The following is a 14,743-nucleotide window of genomic DNA, read 5'->3' on the forward strand; positions in this document are numbered from 1 at the left end:
TCACCCTGGCCGGGAGCCTCCACGCGTGGCGAGGACGCGGCGGACCTCGTCCACCAGCGCATCCGGGAGGCACGGCTTGGTGACGAAGGAGTCGCAGCCCGCGCCCTTCGCCTCGTCGGACTGGCCCGTCATCGCATGGCCGGTGAGGGCCACCACGGGGATGGTGCTCGTGCGGTCATCACTCTTCAGCCGCCGTGTCGCCTCCCACCCGTCGATGATGGGCAGCGACAGGTCCATCAGGATGATGTCCGGCCGCAGCTCGAAGGCCTTGTCCAGCGCCTCCTGCCCGTTCTTCGCCTCGGCCACGCGGAAGCCGGAGAACTCCAGGTACTCGGCGTACATCTCCCGCGCGTCCTGGTAGTCGTCTACGACGAGCACCAGCGGCTTGGGAGTCGTTGAGGGGTTCGTCATGCGCGCCTCGCGCGTCGTGGAAAGTGCAAGGTGAAGGTCGAGCCCCGGCCCGGGACGCTCTGGAGGGTGACGCGTCCCCCCAGCATGGTGGCCAGGCGACGGCAGATGGACAACCCCAGTCCCGTGCCTCCGTAGGCCCGCGTGGGCGAGCTGTCCACCTGCTGGAAGTCCTCGAAGATTTTTTCCTGATACACCGGGTCGATGCCAATCCCCGTGTCCGTCACGGAGATGGTGAGCGTGGACGTGGCGGTGACGTAGTCCGCCCGCACCGTCACCGAGCCCTCGTGGGTGAACTTCAGCGCGTTGGACAGGAGGTTGAGGACAATCTGCTTCACCTTCTGCCGGTCGCTGTGCACCGCCGGCAGGCGCGCGCCCAGCTCGGTGCTCACCGCCAGCCTGCTGCGGGCGATGATGGGGTCCAGCTCCGCCACCACCTCCTGTAGCAGCTCCGGAATCCCGAAGTCCGACAGGTGCAGCGGCATCCGTCCCGCCTCGATGCGGGTGATGTCGAGAATCTCGTTGATGACCTCCAGCAGGTGCCTCCCATTCGAGTCGATGCGGGTGAGGTTGCGCTTCTGCGCGGGCGTCAGCTCCCCGGACACCCCCTGCAGGAGCATGTTGGTGTAGCCGAGGATGGCGTTGAGCGGCGTGCGGAACTCGTGGGACATGTTGGCCAGGAACTGCGACTTGGCCGCGCTCGCCTGTTCCAGCTGAATCGCCTGCCGGCGCAGCTTCTCGTTCTGCTCGGCCAGCTCCGCGGTGGCCATCTGCACCCGCGCCTCCAGGTGGCTGGAGACGTCCTTGACCCGCTCCAGCAGGCGCGCCTTCTCCAGCGCCTCCGTGCGGTCATGGAAGAGGGTGACGATGCCCGTCAGCTCGCCGTTGTCCCCCAGCACCTTGCTGGCCACCGCCTCCACGGGGATGGTGGCGCCGGTGGCCGGGTCCACGAGGCTGAGCTGGCCGCGCCAGCGCAGGCTGCCCCCGGCGTCCACCAGGTTGGCCAGGAACGAGGAGAAGGTCGCGTCGTTGGTGTGCACGCGGCCCCGCGCGGCCTGATTGCCATCCAGGGGCAGGGCGAACAGCTTCTCCGCCGGGTCGTTCATCATCACCGTGCCGCCGGACGGGTCCGACAGGATGATGGGGTCCGCCACCGAGTCCAGCACCCGGTCCAGCCGGTGGCGCTCGCTGCGCGCCTCGCGCTCGGTGGCGCGCAGGCGGCGGTAGCTCTCGCCCAGCGCCTGGGTGGCGCGGCCCAGGTCCGTCACGTTGCGCAGCACGCTCACCACGGCCACCTGTCCGTCCGTCTCGAGCACCTGCGTGCTGAGCAGCTCGAACAGCAGGTCCATGCCCTCCACCGGGTCCACCAGCGGCACCTCGCGCCGGCGGAAGCCCGAGCTCCGCGATGCCCCTTCCGCGCTGGACGCGCTGGCCAGGGCCGTGGCGAACACCTGCCGGTTGAGCTCCACCGCGCGCCGGCGTCCCTCGCTCGCGTCGGGGCCGGACACCAGCAGCACCTCCGCGCGCGCGTTGGCGATGCGCGGCCGTCCCGCCTGGTCCGTCAGCAGCACGGGGTCCGCCACCGCGTCGATGATGCGGCGAAGCAACCCGTTTCCCGCCACCTCCCTCTGGGCCACCGGCGCCGGGGGCACCAGGCGCGCGAGGGTGGGCCCCGCGTGCGCGGCCGCCCACGCCACCTCCCTCGGCAGCACCGCTCCGTTCATCGCGAGCAGCAGCAGCCCCACCGGCGGTGCGCCGGGACGGCCGAGCGGCACCGCGAACCAGCCCCCGCTCCCCAGGGCCGGCAGGGGCGGGCGCGGGCCCGGGAAGTAGCGCGGCGCCGCGTGGGCCAGGACCTCCACCAGCGGGTGGCCATCGCCCTCGGGCGTGAGCGCCAGCGCGGCGCACTGCGACTCGGAGAGGCCCCGGGCCGCCAGACACCTCAGCCGCTCCCCGTGCTCCTCGCGCACCAGGCAGGCGGACGCGCCGGCCTGGACGTGGTGGGCGAGCCACTCCACCACCGCCTCGGCGCACGGACGGGCCGCGTCACAGGCGAGCAGTTGCTCCGCCAGGGCGAGGCGCGCCTCCACGGCGGGCGCGGTGGGTGTGGACAACGGGACGGGTGAGGCCAAATGCGTCAGGCTCCAGGGAAATGGGGACGTGGAGGGGCTCCACGGGCGGGGTTGTCGTCGGTCCGCACCTCCATGAATGTCACCACGATGCGCGTCGCGCCCGGGGAGGCGGAGGCACGGCCCGGCACCGCTCGGGCGCTCGGTTCCCAGCGCAGGCCCCGGTCCAGCACCCGGTCCAGGACGTCGACGAGGCTCGTGCTTCCGACCGTTCTCTCCACGGGCATCCGTGTGACTCCTGTGCTCGCGGCGGCTCCACGCCCCTGTCCACGATGTCTCAACTTGTATCGCGGGGGGGCGGGGCACCCCAGGTTCGCTTCCCCAGCCACCATGACTTGCGAACACCCGAGCGCGGCCACTGTCCGCCCGTACACATCTCAAAGGCCCTGAAGCAGGGCAGGCAGGCAGGCGGATGCTCCGGCCCCGCCGCTTATCGCACCCGCGTTGCATTCCTGGCCTTGGGCCATTCGACCTGGAGCCGAGGCGCCGTCCGGCACGCAAGATTCGGGTTGCGCGGGCCGGCCGGAGCGGCGGCATGATTCCCCCTCGTGCCGCGTCCCGCTCCCGCCGCCCCGCGCCTCCCCGATGACTTCACTCCCGCGGCCCGCCGCTCCCTGGCGCGGGCGGACCCCGTGCTCGGCGCGCTGATGAAGCGCGTGGGCCCCTTCCGGCTCCAGCTCCGCCCGCTGCACAGCCCCTTCGCGGCGCTGGCGGAGTCCATCGTCTACCAGCAACTCCACGGCCGCGCGGCCGCCACCATCTTCGGCCGCGTGTGCGAGCGCGTGGGCCACGGGCGGCGCTTCACGCCCCAGGCGCTGATGGCCGTGCCGGACGCGGCGCTGCGTGAGTGCGGGCTGTCCGCCAACAAGCTGGCCGCCATGAGGGATTTGGCGAGCAAGTCGCTGGAGGGCACGGTGCCGCCGCTGGCCCGCGTGCGGCGCATGGACGACGCGGCGCTCATCGACCACTTCACCCAGGTGCGCGGCATCGGCCAGTGGACGGTGGAGATGCTGCTCATCTTCCGGCTCGGCCGGCCGGACGTGCTGCCCGTGGACGACTTCGGCGTGCGCAAGGGCTTCATGCTCGCGTACGGCCTGCCCGAGATGCCCCGCCCGAAGGAGCTGCTGGCACTCGGCGAGCGCTGGCGGCCCTGGCGCACGGTGGCGAGCTGGTACTTCTGGCGCGCGACGGAGCTGCCACAGGCCCCCGCCAGGGGCTGAGCGCCGCCTCTGGAGGGAAACGGCCCGGCCGGAGGGCGCGGCGCGTGCGCCGTCCGGCCGGGGGGGCACCTGCCCGCGGCGGCTCGCCGCGGGTCAGGAGCCGCTCACGGGAATCACTCCGTCCAGGTCCAGACCTTCACCATGCGCACGAAGCGCCGGTCGGTGCTCACCGCGGCCACGATGTAGCCGCCCATGTCGCCGGGGCCGCCGCCGCAGCCGTTGCACTGCCAGTTGGAGACGTAGAGGCGGTTGCTGTTGCGGGAGATCTGCGTGATGAAGGCCACCGCGCCGTCCACCTCGTCCGTGGTGACGGCGGTGCCGTAGTACCGGGTCTTCAGCGTGTCGACGAGCTCGCGCAGGGTGATGGGCTCGAAGGTGCCGGGGTTGTCGACGCGGAACGTCTCATAGGCGCTGTAGGTCAGCGTGACCTGGTTCGCCACGCCCTGGCCGTTGGGGATGTAGCCCTCCACGATTTCGGAGGAGTTGGCCAGCGAGCCGCTCGCGCCGTACAGCTCCGCGGGGGTGGACTGCAGCCAGCCCAGGTACAGCGGCGCGGCGGTGGTGGCCGCGTCGTTCAGCTCGTAGTAGTCGGTGAGGAGCTTCTTCGCCGTGCCGGTGAGGCCGGTGAGGAAGGTGGTGTCGCTCACCTTCGTGCCCAGGTAGGCGCGCTCGGCGGCGTCCACGGTGCCGTCATCGTAGGTGAACTGGCCGAGCGCGCCGGCCATCTCGCTCCGGATGACGGTGGTGCCGCCGGGGCTGGTGGAGGCGCGGGCGGCGGCGATCTTCGCGTCGAACGCGGGGATGCTGGTGGTGCTACCAGCGAGGGCCGCGGGCGCGGCCATCAGGACGACACCGCCCAGGAGTGCTTTCAGGGATGGGGAGGACATGCGGTGTACCTCTCGCGGGCCGGAAGGCCCGTGGGAATGAGGGGGACGACGGCCCGCGACTTAACACGCGCGACTGACATCCCTCCGCGACATCCATGCATCACATGTCTTACAGGCACACTGTGTTACGGGATTGAGACACTGCGTCAGGTGGCGGCCGGCGAGGCCTCCACGCGCCGCTGGCGTCTCATCGGCAGCAGCAGCACGAGGAAGGCCACGGACAGCACGATGCCGAGCAGGAAGACGGGTGCGTAGCCCAGTCCCACGCCGCGCGCCGGGTCCGCGAGCCAGGTCGCGAGGGGGCCGGCGGGTGCCTTGCCCCACACCTCCAGGCTGGCCAGCAGGGTGTAGTGCGTGGCGCCGATGCGGCGGTCCACGCGTGACATCATGAAGGCGAACATCACCGTGGTGAGCGCGCCGCCGAAGAACTCCTCGGCCAGGGTGACGCCGATGACCGCGGAGTCGCTGACGCCGGCCGTCGCGAGCCCCCAGCGCCCGACGAGCGGCAGCACCCGCAGCGTGGCGGTGAGGCCCACCGCTCCGAGCAGTGGCATGCGCGCGGCGAGGAGGCCTCCCACCGCGGAGCCGAGGAGGGAGGCCACGGTGCCCCACGTATTCACCCACAGGAGGATGCGCTCGGCGGGGATGCCAGCGTCGACGAGGAAGAGCTTGTAGAGCACGTCCGACATGCTCTCGCCGAACTTGTACGTGCCGACGAAGAGCAGCAGCCAGCCCGCTCCGGGCAGCATCAGCACCTGCTTGATTCGCCCGGCGAGCTCGCTCCAGCTCACCCCCTTGACGGGGGAGCCGCCCTCGCGAGGCGCGGGTTCGCGTGCGAAGAACATCACCACGAACACCGCCAGGCTCATCACCGCCATGGCGAGCAACATGCCCGGCCAGCCGACGCGGTTGCCGGTCCAGGTCATCACCCCGCCTCCGGCGAACATCATCCCGAACTTGTAGCCCACCACCTGCGCGGTGTTGCCCGGGCCCAGCTCGTCCGGCCGCAGCGTGTCCACGGCGAAGCCGTCCACCGCGATGTCCTGCGTGGCGGCGAAGAGGTTCATCACGAGGACGAGCCCCATCAGCAGTGGCATGGCCCCTTGCGACGCCGCGAAGGCCGCGGCGGCGCAGCTCGCCGCGAGCCCGAGCTGCATGGGCAGAATCCAGGACCTGCGCCGCCCGAGGCGGGCCGAGCCATAGCGGTCCACCAGGGGGGCCCATAGCGCCTTGCAGGCCCACGGCAGCGACAGCGCGCTGGCGAAGCCGATGGCCGTCAGCGACACCCCCTGCGTGCGCAGGTACACGGGCAACGCGGTCGACTGGAAGCCGAAGGGCATGCCCTGCACGAAGTAGAGCATGCTCAGGAGCGCGAGCCGGGGCGACGGAAGTCTCATGGCTGGCGCAGCATAGGGCCTCCACGGCGAGGCGGGGCGGTACCAGGTAACAGGGAGCGCACGGCCGGGAAGGCGCTCGCGGCGGAGTCCCGGCCCCGGGGGCGCTCAGGACCGCCGCCCGCGTCACGGAGCCTCCACGGGAATTAGGGCGCCCGGGGCGATACCGGGCACGGGCTCGCGCCGGGACCGGCCTCATGAGGGGCGGCTCCAGGGGCGCGCTGGAGGGAAGGGCGGCGCCCGGCTGCCCGCCCGTGGTGTCCCCGCGACGAGGGCGCGTGGAAGCCCCACTGCGCATGGGCGGAGGCCGGTTGACCGGAAGTCCAGCGCCTCCCCGCGGCCACACCTCGGGTGCAGGTTGTGGCGTGCATCGGACAGTCCCGGCGCGCGGAGCACGACACCATGCGGGAGCAGCAGGCATTGCCGGAAGGCCAGCGAGCGGCGGCGTCTCCAGCGCCCGTGGAGGGCATGGCCGCTCCCTCGCCCACGCTGCGCATCATCGACACGGTGGCGCTGACCGTGGGCATCGTCCTGGGCGCCGGCATCTTCAAGGCACCGTCGCTGGTGGCGGCGCAGACGGGGAGCGGCGGGGCCATGCTGCTGGCCTGGCTGCTGGGAGGCGTCGCCTCGCTGGTGGGCGCGCTCTGCTACGCGGAGCTGGCCAGCGCCTGGCCCCATCCGGGCGGGGAGTATCACTACCTGTCCCGCGCGCTCGGGCGGGGGCCGGCCTTCCTGTTCGCGTGGGCGCGGCTGACGGTGATTCCCACCGGCTCCATCGCGCTGCTGGCCTTCGTCTTCGGAGACTACGCCACGCAGCTCGTTTCGCTGGGGCCGTACTCGTCCTCGGTGTACGCGGCGGCGGTGGTGGTGGGGTTGACGGCGGTGAACATCGCCGGGCTGCGGCAGGGCACGCGCACCCAGAACCTGCTCACCGCCCTGGAGGTGCTGGGCGTGGGGGCCGTCATCGTCGCGGGGTTGCTGCTCGCCCCCGCCTCCGCGAGCGCGGCGCCCGTGGCGGCGCCCTCCGGAACGTCCTGGGGGCTGGCCATGGTCTTCGTGCTGCTCACCTATGGTGGGTGGAACGAGGTGGCCTATCTGTCCGCCGAGGTGCGGGGCACGCGGCGCAGCCTCGCCCGGGCGCTGCTGGTGAGCATCGGCGTGGTGACGGCGCTCTACCTGCTCGTCAATTGGGCGTACCTGCGCGGCCTGGGCCACGCGGGCATGGCGGGCTCGGAGGCGGTGGCCGCGGACCTGATGAAGCGGGCGCTGGGGACCGGGGGCGCGGTGGCCATCAGCGTGCTCATCGCCATCTCCGCGCTCACCTCCGCCAACGCCACGGTGCTCACCGGCGCGCGCACCCACTATGCCTTCGGGCGTGACAGCGTGCTCTTCAACGGGCTGGGGCGCTGGCACGCGCGGGCCAACACGCCCACCCGCGCGCTGCTCGCGCAGGGGGCGATTACGCTGGCGCTGGTGGGGCTGGGCACGGTGACGCGCCAGGGCTTCCAGACGATGGTGGAGTACACCGCGCCCGTCTTCTGGCTCTTCTTCCTGCTGACGGGCGTGTCGCTGCTGGTGCTGCGCGTGCGCGAGCCGGGTGCGCACCGGCCCTTCCGCGTGCCGCTGTATCCGCTCACGCCGCTGCTCTTCGTCGGCATCTGCGCGTACGTCCTCTACTCGAGCCTGGCGTACACCGGGCCCGGCGCGCTGGCGGGGCTGGCCGTGCTGGGAACGGGCGCCGTGCTGCTCGCCGTGGAGGTGGCCCGGACCCGCCGCACGCCGCGTGGCAGCCAGCGCCGCGCGCGGCTCTCACCCCGGCTGCAACGACCCAAGGAGGCAACATGAAGCGTTTCACTCTCGTCCTGGCGCTCGTGGCGGGGGCCACGGCGTCCGCGCAGGGAATCACGACGGGCCAGTCGGTGCAGGTGCCGGAGCCTCCCGAGCTGACGACCCCGGCCCCGGAGGTGCCCTACGTCCCCACGCCCGAGGACGCCGTGGAGGGCATGCTGAAGCTGGCGGGGGTGAAGCCGGGAGACGTCGTCTATGACCTGGGCAGTGGTGACGGGCGCATCGTCATCTCCGCGGTGAAGAACCACGGGGCAATGCGCGCGGTGGGCGTGGACATCAACCCCGAGCGCATCGCCGAGGCCAACACGAACGCGCGCCGCGCGGGCGTGCAGGACAAGGTGGAGTTCCGCCAGGGCGACCTCTTCGACGCGGACATCGGCGAGGCCACCGTGGTGACGCTGTACCTGCTTCCCTCCGTCAACGAGCGCCTCAAGCCCAAGCTGCTGTCCGAGCTGAAGCCGGGCACGCGCATCGTCTCGCACGGCTTCGACATGGGAGACTGGAAGCCGGAGCAGCAGGTGCAGGAGGGCGGCCGCACCCTGTACCTCTGGGTCGTTCCGGAGCGCGGTGGCGCGGGTGCGCCACGCTAGCCGCTCCTACATCACTGTTTCACCTGTTTCGCTGTTGATGTGTGATATCCTTGACTCGCCGTGAATCACACGGCGGCCAAGGAGACACACGCATGCAGGCAAAGAGCATCACGGGTGGACTGCTGTTGGCGGGACTGCTGTTGGTGGGCTGTGGCGGGCCGGAGATGGTGGAGGAGCCCCAGGCCCAGCTCGACTCGCGCGAGGACGCGCTGCCCTACTGCGGCAACCAGTCGTACCTCATCGACTACTACTCAGACGCGACGTACACCAAGCTCGTCGGCTCCATGGCCTGCGCGTGTTACGAAACGGCGTATATCAGCGGCCGGAGGACGTCGTTCGCGGTGACGGACTTCATCTTCACCTGCGAGTAGCCTCCGGCGACGTGGCAGGGGCCCGGCTCCCCCCCGCGAGAGGGGCCGGGCCATCGCCCCTCAGGTGCCTGGAGGCGCCGAGTGCGGCGAGCGCGTGTAGTGCAGCACCATGGCCTCCAGCCGTGACAGCGCCTTCTCCAGCGTCTCCAGCGAGGGACCGAAGGACAGGCGCACGTAGCTGCGGAAGCGCGAGGGCCGCGCGCGGCGCTTGCCCGGATTCACGTCGAAGAACTCGCCGGGCACGCAGATGATTTTCTGCTCCAGCGCCGCCCGGAAGAAGCCCATGCCGTCGTTGAGCGGCGGCGGGAGGCCGGACACGTTGCCCCAGACGTAGAACGTCCCGTCCGGCGCCCGGTCCGTGCGGATGCCCATCCGCTCCAGCCGGGAGTGGAACCTGTCCCGCTTCTCGCGGAAGGCGCTGTGGATGGCCAGGGTCTCCGCCACCACCGAGTCCTCCTGGAGCAGCGGAATCGCCGCGCGCTGCAGCGGCCGGCTGCCGCCGCCGTCCAGGAAGCTGCCCGCGCTGGACACCGCCTCGATGACCTGCCGCGGCCCCACCGTCCACGTCATGCGCCAGCCCGGGTAGCGCCAGTTCTTGGTGAAGCCGTCGAAGACGACCACCGGGTCCTTGTTCACGTCCTCCACGTAGCGCGTGGCGCTCTCCACCGGCAGGTGCCCGGGGCGGCCCGTCCAGATGTAGTGGGAGTAGAACTCGTCGATGAGCAGCGTGCACTCCTGCTCACGGGCGACGCCCACCCAGCGCGCCAGCTCGTCACCCTGCACCAGCTTGCCGGTGGGGTTGCAGGGGTTGGAGAAGAGCAGCGCGGACAGGCCGCGGCCCTGCACCTCGCGCCGCAAATCGTCCGCCGTGAAGGCGTAGCCGCGCTCGCCCTCCAGGAGGATGGGGATGGCGGTGAACGCCTTGAAGACGTCCAGCAGCTCCTCGTAGGCGGTGTAGTCCGGCAGGAAGTGGCCCAGGTTGATGGTGCCCAGGCTCGCCGCGGCGCGGGTGAGGGCCGCGCGTCCGCCGCCGGAGAGGCACACGTTCTCCGCGCTGTACTGGCTCGGCATGCCCCGGCGGTAGAGCCGGTTGTAGAGGCTGGCGATGACCTCGCGCACCTCCCACAGCCCCGCCACCGGCGCGTATTCCATGTCCGCCACGTCGATGTTCACCGAGCTCATCCGGGGCGGTGCGCCGGGCAGCTCTCCCGTCTCCGGCTGCCCCTGGCCCAGGTTGCACCAGTCGGGGTCGCTGGAACGGTAGCCGCGGCGGCTCGCCTCGGCGGTGACATAGATGACGCCCGTGCGGGGCACGGAGCGGAAGGCATGAATGGTGACGTCGTCGCTCACGGCGGCCCACCCTAGCGGAAGTGGAGGCCGGGTGCAGCGCGGGGGCTTCAGCGGACGATGGGAACCGTCACCGGCTCCTTGCCGTCGATGGTGACCTCCACCTTGCCCACCCGCCACAGGACCTCCTCGAAGCGGGCCTCCACCCGGCGCCCCTCGGCCGTCTCCAGCACCGCGGTGCCCGTCTTCGGCAGGTACTGGCCCACGTCGTAGAGCAGCGAGGTGAGGGTGAGGCGGTCGGTGCCCCCCGGACCCACCAGCTCGCCGGGGCCGTCCAGCACCAGCTCCGAGCCGCCAATCACCGGCACCCCTGCCCGCATGCCCACCCGGCCGTCGATGTGGAAGCGGTGCTCCTCGCGCCCGGGCACGCTGCCCGAGACGTCCGCGAACACGCGCGTCTCGTCACCGCAGGTGCCGTAGCCGACCTCCGCCTGCACGGTGTGCCCGTCCACCGCCAGCCCGCGCAGGTCCGCGTGCACCTCCATCAGGTCCTCGCCGCCGCGATACAGGAAGGCCACCTGCCCGGTGAAGCGCAGGCCGTGCACCTCGCACCCGCCCTCGGCGAAGGTCATCACCACCGCGTCGGTGACGTCGTCCCGGACCTCCACCGTGGCGGTGGCGCACGCGTACCTCGCGTGGACGCCCTCCGCCGCGCGGCCCACGAAGGAGCGGCGCGGCTCGCCGCACGTGTACACCGGCAGGATGCCCAGCGCCTCCAGCGCGCCGCGCGCCTGGTGCGCGGAGGCCACCGCGCGCTCCACCGTCTCACGGGCGGCGTCCACTTCTTCCTTCGTGGGGGCCTCCTCGCCACAGGCGGTGGCGAGGACGGCGAGGCACAGGGGGACAATGCGGCGCATGGAGAGCTCCTCGACAGGGGCGGGCCCCACCGCGTCGCGCGGCGGCCCGTGGCCTGGAGAAGAGCAATCGACATGCCCCCGCGTAAACCCACGGGAAGAGAGGGAGTGGCCCCGCCGGGGCCACCCCGGGTGCGTGAAGCGCGCTGCACACCCCGGGCGGGCCCGCCCGGGTGTGTGGCGCCCCACGCGCGGCTCAGGTTTCCAGCGACGCGCGCAGGAACCAGGCGTGCTTCTCGAACTCGGTGATGATGCCGGTGACGAGGTCCACCGAGTCCGTGTCCTGGTTCTCCTCGAACGTCTTGCGGCTCTGGCGCAGGCCCTCGAGGTAGACCTCGATGCGCTCGGCCAGCAGCTTCACGTGCTCCATGTCCTTCGTCGTCTCCTGCGGGTACTCCGGCAGGCGGCTCGTCTTGCCCACGTGGCGGCTGGTGCCGTAGGCCTTCCCGCCCAGCGTCACCGCGCGCTCGGCGATGGAGTCGTTGTGGGCGGCCAGGCTCACCGCGAACGTCTCGAACAGCGGGTGCAGCGCGGCGAACTGCGGGCCCTTGATGTTCCAGTGGGCGACCTTGATTTGCGAGTGCAGGTCCAGGCCGTCCGCCAGACGGGCATTCAGTGACTCGGCGATGGCGGCGCGGGCCTTCTCGGGGAGGGGGCTGGGGCTTCGGTACATGGTGACGTTCCTTTCGTTCGTGTCTTGGCGCCAGTTGAGATGCCCGGAGCCCGGAAATGGAGCGCCCCCCGGTGTTTCCACCGGAGGGCGCTTTGAATCCACGGCGATGACTCGCGACAGCCGTGCTTACGACTCGAGACCCACCGCCGCCGCGTGGATGACCGCGGCGATGCGGACGGCGTCGTGCACCTGGTCCTCGGTGAGGCCGCCCTCGAGGACGACCTTCTCGTGGTTCTTCATGCACATCTCGCAGCCGTTGATGGCGCTGACCGCGAGGCAGACCAGCTCGAAGTCCACCTTGTTGGTCAGCACCTGCGCGAGCCGGTTCATCCGCAGCCCGGCGCGCTTGGTCGAGTAGGACTCCTTCCCGATCATGTGCCGGAAGCGGTAGTAGACGTTGTTCATCGCCATCAACGACGCCGCGGCGCGCGCGTCCTCGATGACCGGCTCCGGGTTCGCGAGGGCCTTCTTCGCCTCGTTGAGCATCGCCTCCTTCAGCCGCTCGTTACGCGCGGCGAAGGCGGAAGCGACGGCCACGCCCCAGCGCTGCTCCGGGGTGAGGCTCCCTCCCTCCAGGACGGCCTGGAGGTTGAGGCGGGTGTCCTTGTGGGCGTCCGCCAGCTCGGTGCGGACGACTTCGAGCGAGGCCATGGTGGATTACCCCGCCTTCGCCAGCTTCTGGGTCAGGGTCTCCTCACCCTTGGTCCAGTTGCAGGGGCACAGCTCGTCCGTCTGGAGCGCGTCCAGGGTGCGCAGCGTCTCGGCGACGTTGCGGCCCACGGACAGGTCGTTCACCGTGACGTGGCGGATGATGCCCTGCGGGTCCGCGATGAACGTCGCGCGCAGCGCCACGCCCTCCTCCTTGTGGAGGATGCCCAGCGCGTTGCACAGCTCGTGCTTCAGGTCCGCCAGCATCGGGAAGGGCAGGCCCTTCAGGTCCGGGTGGTGCGTGCGCCACGCGTGGTGCACGAACTCGCTGTCGGTGCTCAGGCCCAGCACCTGCGCGTCACGGTCGGCGAAGTCCTTGTTCTTCTTGCCGAACTCCGCGATCTCCGTCGGGCAGATGAAGGTGAAGTCCTTCGGCCAGGCGAACAGCACCAGCCACTTGCCCTTGTAGGTCTCGTTCGTGATGTCCGCGAACTCCTTGCCCTTCTCCAGGGACACGGTGGCCTTCACCTTGAAGCTCGGGATCTTGTCGCCAACGGTCAGCATGTCGTTACGGCTCCTTGGGTCTAGGGGCCGCCACAGGGACGACCCGGGAACGTGTGATGTGCCAACTGCTAAAGCAGGCCCCGTGCCAGCCTTCGACTTCAATGATTCCAGGGGTTTGACTCTATCCCCCGACTGTTCGGTGCCAGCGGGCCGGTGAATAACGAAATCTCGGTGGGTTTCGCCACTGCAATTTCGGTGGACCGCTATTATTCGTGCAGCATGTCGGACGGAATGTCAGGCCGAATCGAAGGCGCGCAGGATGCTCGGGACCTGGTCGAGCTGGCAACCACGGAAGACTCGGTGGAGGAGCTGCTCCGTCGAGGACTGGACTGGTTGACGCGGGTGGTGCGCTTCGACCTGGCGACGCTGTTCCTTCTCAAGGAGGGGCGGCTGGTGTCGGTGGCGGCGCGGGGGCCCCTGGCCAACGAGAAGGTGCGCAGGCACACACTCAACCTGGCGGAGTTCCCCTCGCTGCGTCAGGCGCTGGAGACGCGGCGCGCGCGGGCCTTCACGGAGGAGGACCACTCGCACGGGGACGGGGACCCGTTCGACGGCGTGCTGGATTTGCCGCCAGGGCACTCGTGCATGGTGGTGCCGCTGTGCGCGGGTGAGCGCTGCTACGGGGTGCTGTCGCTGGACCGGGCCGAGTGCGAGACGTACCCGCAGCCGGTGGTGGACCTGGTGGAGGTGTACGGGCAGATGCTGGCCACGGCGCTGCAGGCCGCGGAGCAGCGCGCCACCTTCGAGCGGATGCACCGGCAGGACCACGAGCACGCGAAGCTCCTGGAGGCGCAGCTCGGCGGGGACTCGGAGGGCATCCTCGAGACGTCGCTGAGCCCGACGATGCGGGACCTCGCGCGCCGTGCACGGCAGGTGGCGGAGACGGACACGCCGGTGCTGATTACGGGCGAGACGGGCACGGGCAAGGAGCGGCTGGCGCGGGCCATCCACCGGTGGAGCGCGCGGGCGGACCAGCCCTTCGTCACGCTCAACTGCGCGGCGATTCCGGCGGGGCTCCTGGAGAGCGAGCTGTTCGGCCACGTGAAGGGCGCCTTCACCGGGGCCACGAAGGACAGGGCGGGCCGCTTCCAGATGGCCAGCGGGGGCACGCTGCTGCTGGACGAGGTGGGCGAGCTGCCGGTGGAGCTGCAGGCCAAGCTCCTGCGCGCCTTGCAGGAGAAGACCTTCGAGCCGGTGGGCAGCGACAAGACGGTGCGCGCGGACGTGCGCATCCTCGCCGCCACGCACGTGGACCTGCAGCAGGCCATTGCCCAGAAGCGCTTCCGCGAGGACCTCTACTACCGGCTGAGCGTCTTCCCGCTGCGGCTGCCGCCCCTGCGCGAGCGGCGCGAGGACCTGCCGCAGCTCTGCGCCTTCCTCCTGGAGGAGCAGGCGCGGCGCACGGGCCGGCGGGGCATGAAGGTGACGCCGGCGGGGCTGGAGCGGCTGGCGTCGTACGAGTGGCCGGGCAACCTGCGTGAGCTGGCCAACGCGCTGGAGCGCGCCACCATCCTCACGCGCGGGACGGAGCTGGGCGCGGAGGCGTTCGATGTCCCGGCGCGAGGGGCTGGCGAGGTGGCCCGGGAAGCGCAGGTGGCGGAGGCGCCGCTGAAGCAGGGCGCGGTGCCCACGCTGGCGGCGGTGCAGCGCGAGCACATCATGCGGGTGCTGACGCTCACCCGCGGCCGGGTCTACGGGCCGGGCGGGGCGGCGGCGCTGCTGGGGCTCAAGCCGTCCACGCTGCAGAGCCGGATGAAGAAGCTGGGCATCGCCCGGCTGGAGCAGTTCGTCGTGGACGAGGCGTGAGCGG

The 14,743-nt window shown here is 71.1% G+C and carries 15 protein-coding genes; 5 read left to right on the forward strand and 10 right to left on the reverse strand.

All coding sequences use genetic code 11. The annotated features are described in order from the left end of the window. From K8638_RS37985 to K8638_RS37995, 3 genes are read right to left on the reverse strand one after another with little or no spacing between them, the layout of a single operon-like run. Positions 1-411: a response regulator gene (locus K8638_RS37985; RefSeq protein ID WP_223759623.1), complete on the reverse strand. Its 411-nt coding sequence runs from the start codon at positions 409-411 to the stop codon at positions 1-3. Continuing rightward, complete coding sequence (locus K8638_RS37990) at positions 408-2,540, reverse strand: ATP-binding protein (protein ID WP_223759624.1); 2,133 nt, start codon at positions 2,538-2,540, stop codon at positions 408-410. Before K8638_RS37990 ends, K8638_RS37985 begins: the two co-directional genes overlap by 4 nt. A gap of 5 nt (positions 2,541-2,545) precedes the next feature. Next, on the reverse strand, positions 2,546-2,764 hold the full coding sequence (locus K8638_RS37995; protein WP_223759625.1) for a hypothetical protein: 219 nt from the start codon (positions 2,762-2,764) through the stop codon (positions 2,546-2,548). Positions 2,765-3,085: 321 nt separating this feature from the next. Between K8638_RS37995 and K8638_RS38000 the strand changes: the two genes are divergently transcribed. Then, entirely contained in the window at positions 3,086-3,757 is a 672-nt protein-coding gene (locus tag K8638_RS38000) for a DNA-3-methyladenine glycosylase 2 family protein (RefSeq protein WP_223759626.1), read from the forward strand. Positions 3,758-3,870: 113 nt separating this feature from the next. Here K8638_RS38000 and K8638_RS38005 read toward each other — a convergent pair whose 3' ends face one another. Further along, positions 3,871-4,644, reverse strand: coding sequence for a hypothetical protein (locus K8638_RS38005; RefSeq protein ID WP_223759627.1), 774 nt, complete (start codon positions 4,642-4,644; stop codon positions 3,871-3,873). A 146-nt stretch (positions 4,645-4,790) separates the two neighbouring features. Beyond that, a complete protein-coding gene (locus tag K8638_RS38010) occupies positions 4,791-6,041 on the reverse strand; it encodes an MFS transporter (protein ID WP_223759628.1) in 1,251 nt (416 codons plus the stop codon). A 399-nt stretch (positions 6,042-6,440) separates the two neighbouring features. Between K8638_RS38010 and K8638_RS38015 the strand changes: the two genes are divergently transcribed. The 3 genes from K8638_RS38015 to K8638_RS38025 all read left to right on the forward strand — a co-directional run bounded on the left by K8638_RS38015 (position 6,441) and on the right by K8638_RS38025 (position 8,847). Next, positions 6,441-7,883, forward strand: coding sequence for an APC family permease (locus K8638_RS38015; protein ID WP_223759629.1), 1,443 nt, complete (start codon positions 6,441-6,443; stop codon positions 7,881-7,883). Next, on the forward strand, positions 7,880-8,476 hold the full coding sequence (locus K8638_RS38020) for a cyclopropane-fatty-acyl-phospholipid synthase family protein (RefSeq protein WP_223759630.1): 597 nt from the start codon (positions 7,880-7,882) through the stop codon (positions 8,474-8,476). The genes K8638_RS38015 and K8638_RS38020 overlap by 4 nt, the downstream gene beginning before the upstream one ends. 92 nt (positions 8,477-8,568) lie before the next feature. Then, entirely contained in the window at positions 8,569-8,847 is a 279-nt protein-coding gene (locus tag K8638_RS38025; RefSeq protein WP_223759631.1) for a hypothetical protein, read from the forward strand. 60 nt (positions 8,848-8,907) lie between these two features. Here K8638_RS38025 and K8638_RS38030 read toward each other — a convergent pair whose 3' ends face one another. The 5 genes from K8638_RS38030 to K8638_RS38050 form a co-directional block, all read right to left on the reverse strand. Then, positions 8,908-10,197 (reverse strand): pyridoxal phosphate-dependent aminotransferase, encoded by a 1,290-nt coding sequence (locus K8638_RS38030; RefSeq protein ID WP_223759632.1) that lies wholly within the window; start codon positions 10,195-10,197, stop codon positions 8,908-8,910. A 47-nt stretch (positions 10,198-10,244) separates the two neighbouring features. Continuing rightward, positions 10,245-11,051 (reverse strand): hypothetical protein, encoded by an 807-nt coding sequence (locus K8638_RS38035; protein WP_223759633.1) that lies wholly within the window; start codon positions 11,049-11,051, stop codon positions 10,245-10,247. A 193-nt stretch (positions 11,052-11,244) separates the two neighbouring features. After that, positions 11,245-11,721: a DNA starvation/stationary phase protection protein Dps gene (gene dps / locus K8638_RS38040; RefSeq protein ID WP_223759634.1), complete on the reverse strand. Its 477-nt coding sequence runs from the start codon at positions 11,719-11,721 to the stop codon at positions 11,245-11,247. Positions 11,722-11,847: 126 nt separating this feature from the next. After that, the gene (locus K8638_RS38045) at positions 11,848-12,372 is read right to left on the reverse strand and encodes a carboxymuconolactone decarboxylase family protein (RefSeq protein ID WP_223759635.1); all 525 of its coding nucleotides are present in this window, start codon (positions 12,370-12,372) and stop codon (positions 11,848-11,850) included. A 6-nt stretch (positions 12,373-12,378) separates the two neighbouring features. Beyond that, positions 12,379-12,933 carry a peroxiredoxin gene (locus tag K8638_RS38050; RefSeq protein WP_223759636.1) on the reverse strand — a complete coding sequence of 185 codons (555 nt, stop codon included), beginning with the start codon at positions 12,931-12,933 and terminating at the stop codon, positions 12,379-12,381. Between the two features lie 219 nt (positions 12,934-13,152). Between K8638_RS38050 and K8638_RS38055 the strand changes: the two genes are divergently transcribed. Further along, on the forward strand, positions 13,153-14,739 hold the full coding sequence (locus K8638_RS38055; RefSeq protein ID WP_223759637.1) for a sigma 54-interacting transcriptional regulator: 1,587 nt from the start codon (positions 13,153-13,155) through the stop codon (positions 14,737-14,739). The last annotated feature ends 4 nt before the right edge of the window (positions 14,740-14,743 follow it).

Origin of the sequence: Myxococcus sp. RHSTA-1-4, from assembly GCF_020037125.1 — a bacterium.
GTDB lineage: Bacteria > Myxococcota > Myxococcia > Myxococcales > Myxococcaceae > Myxococcus.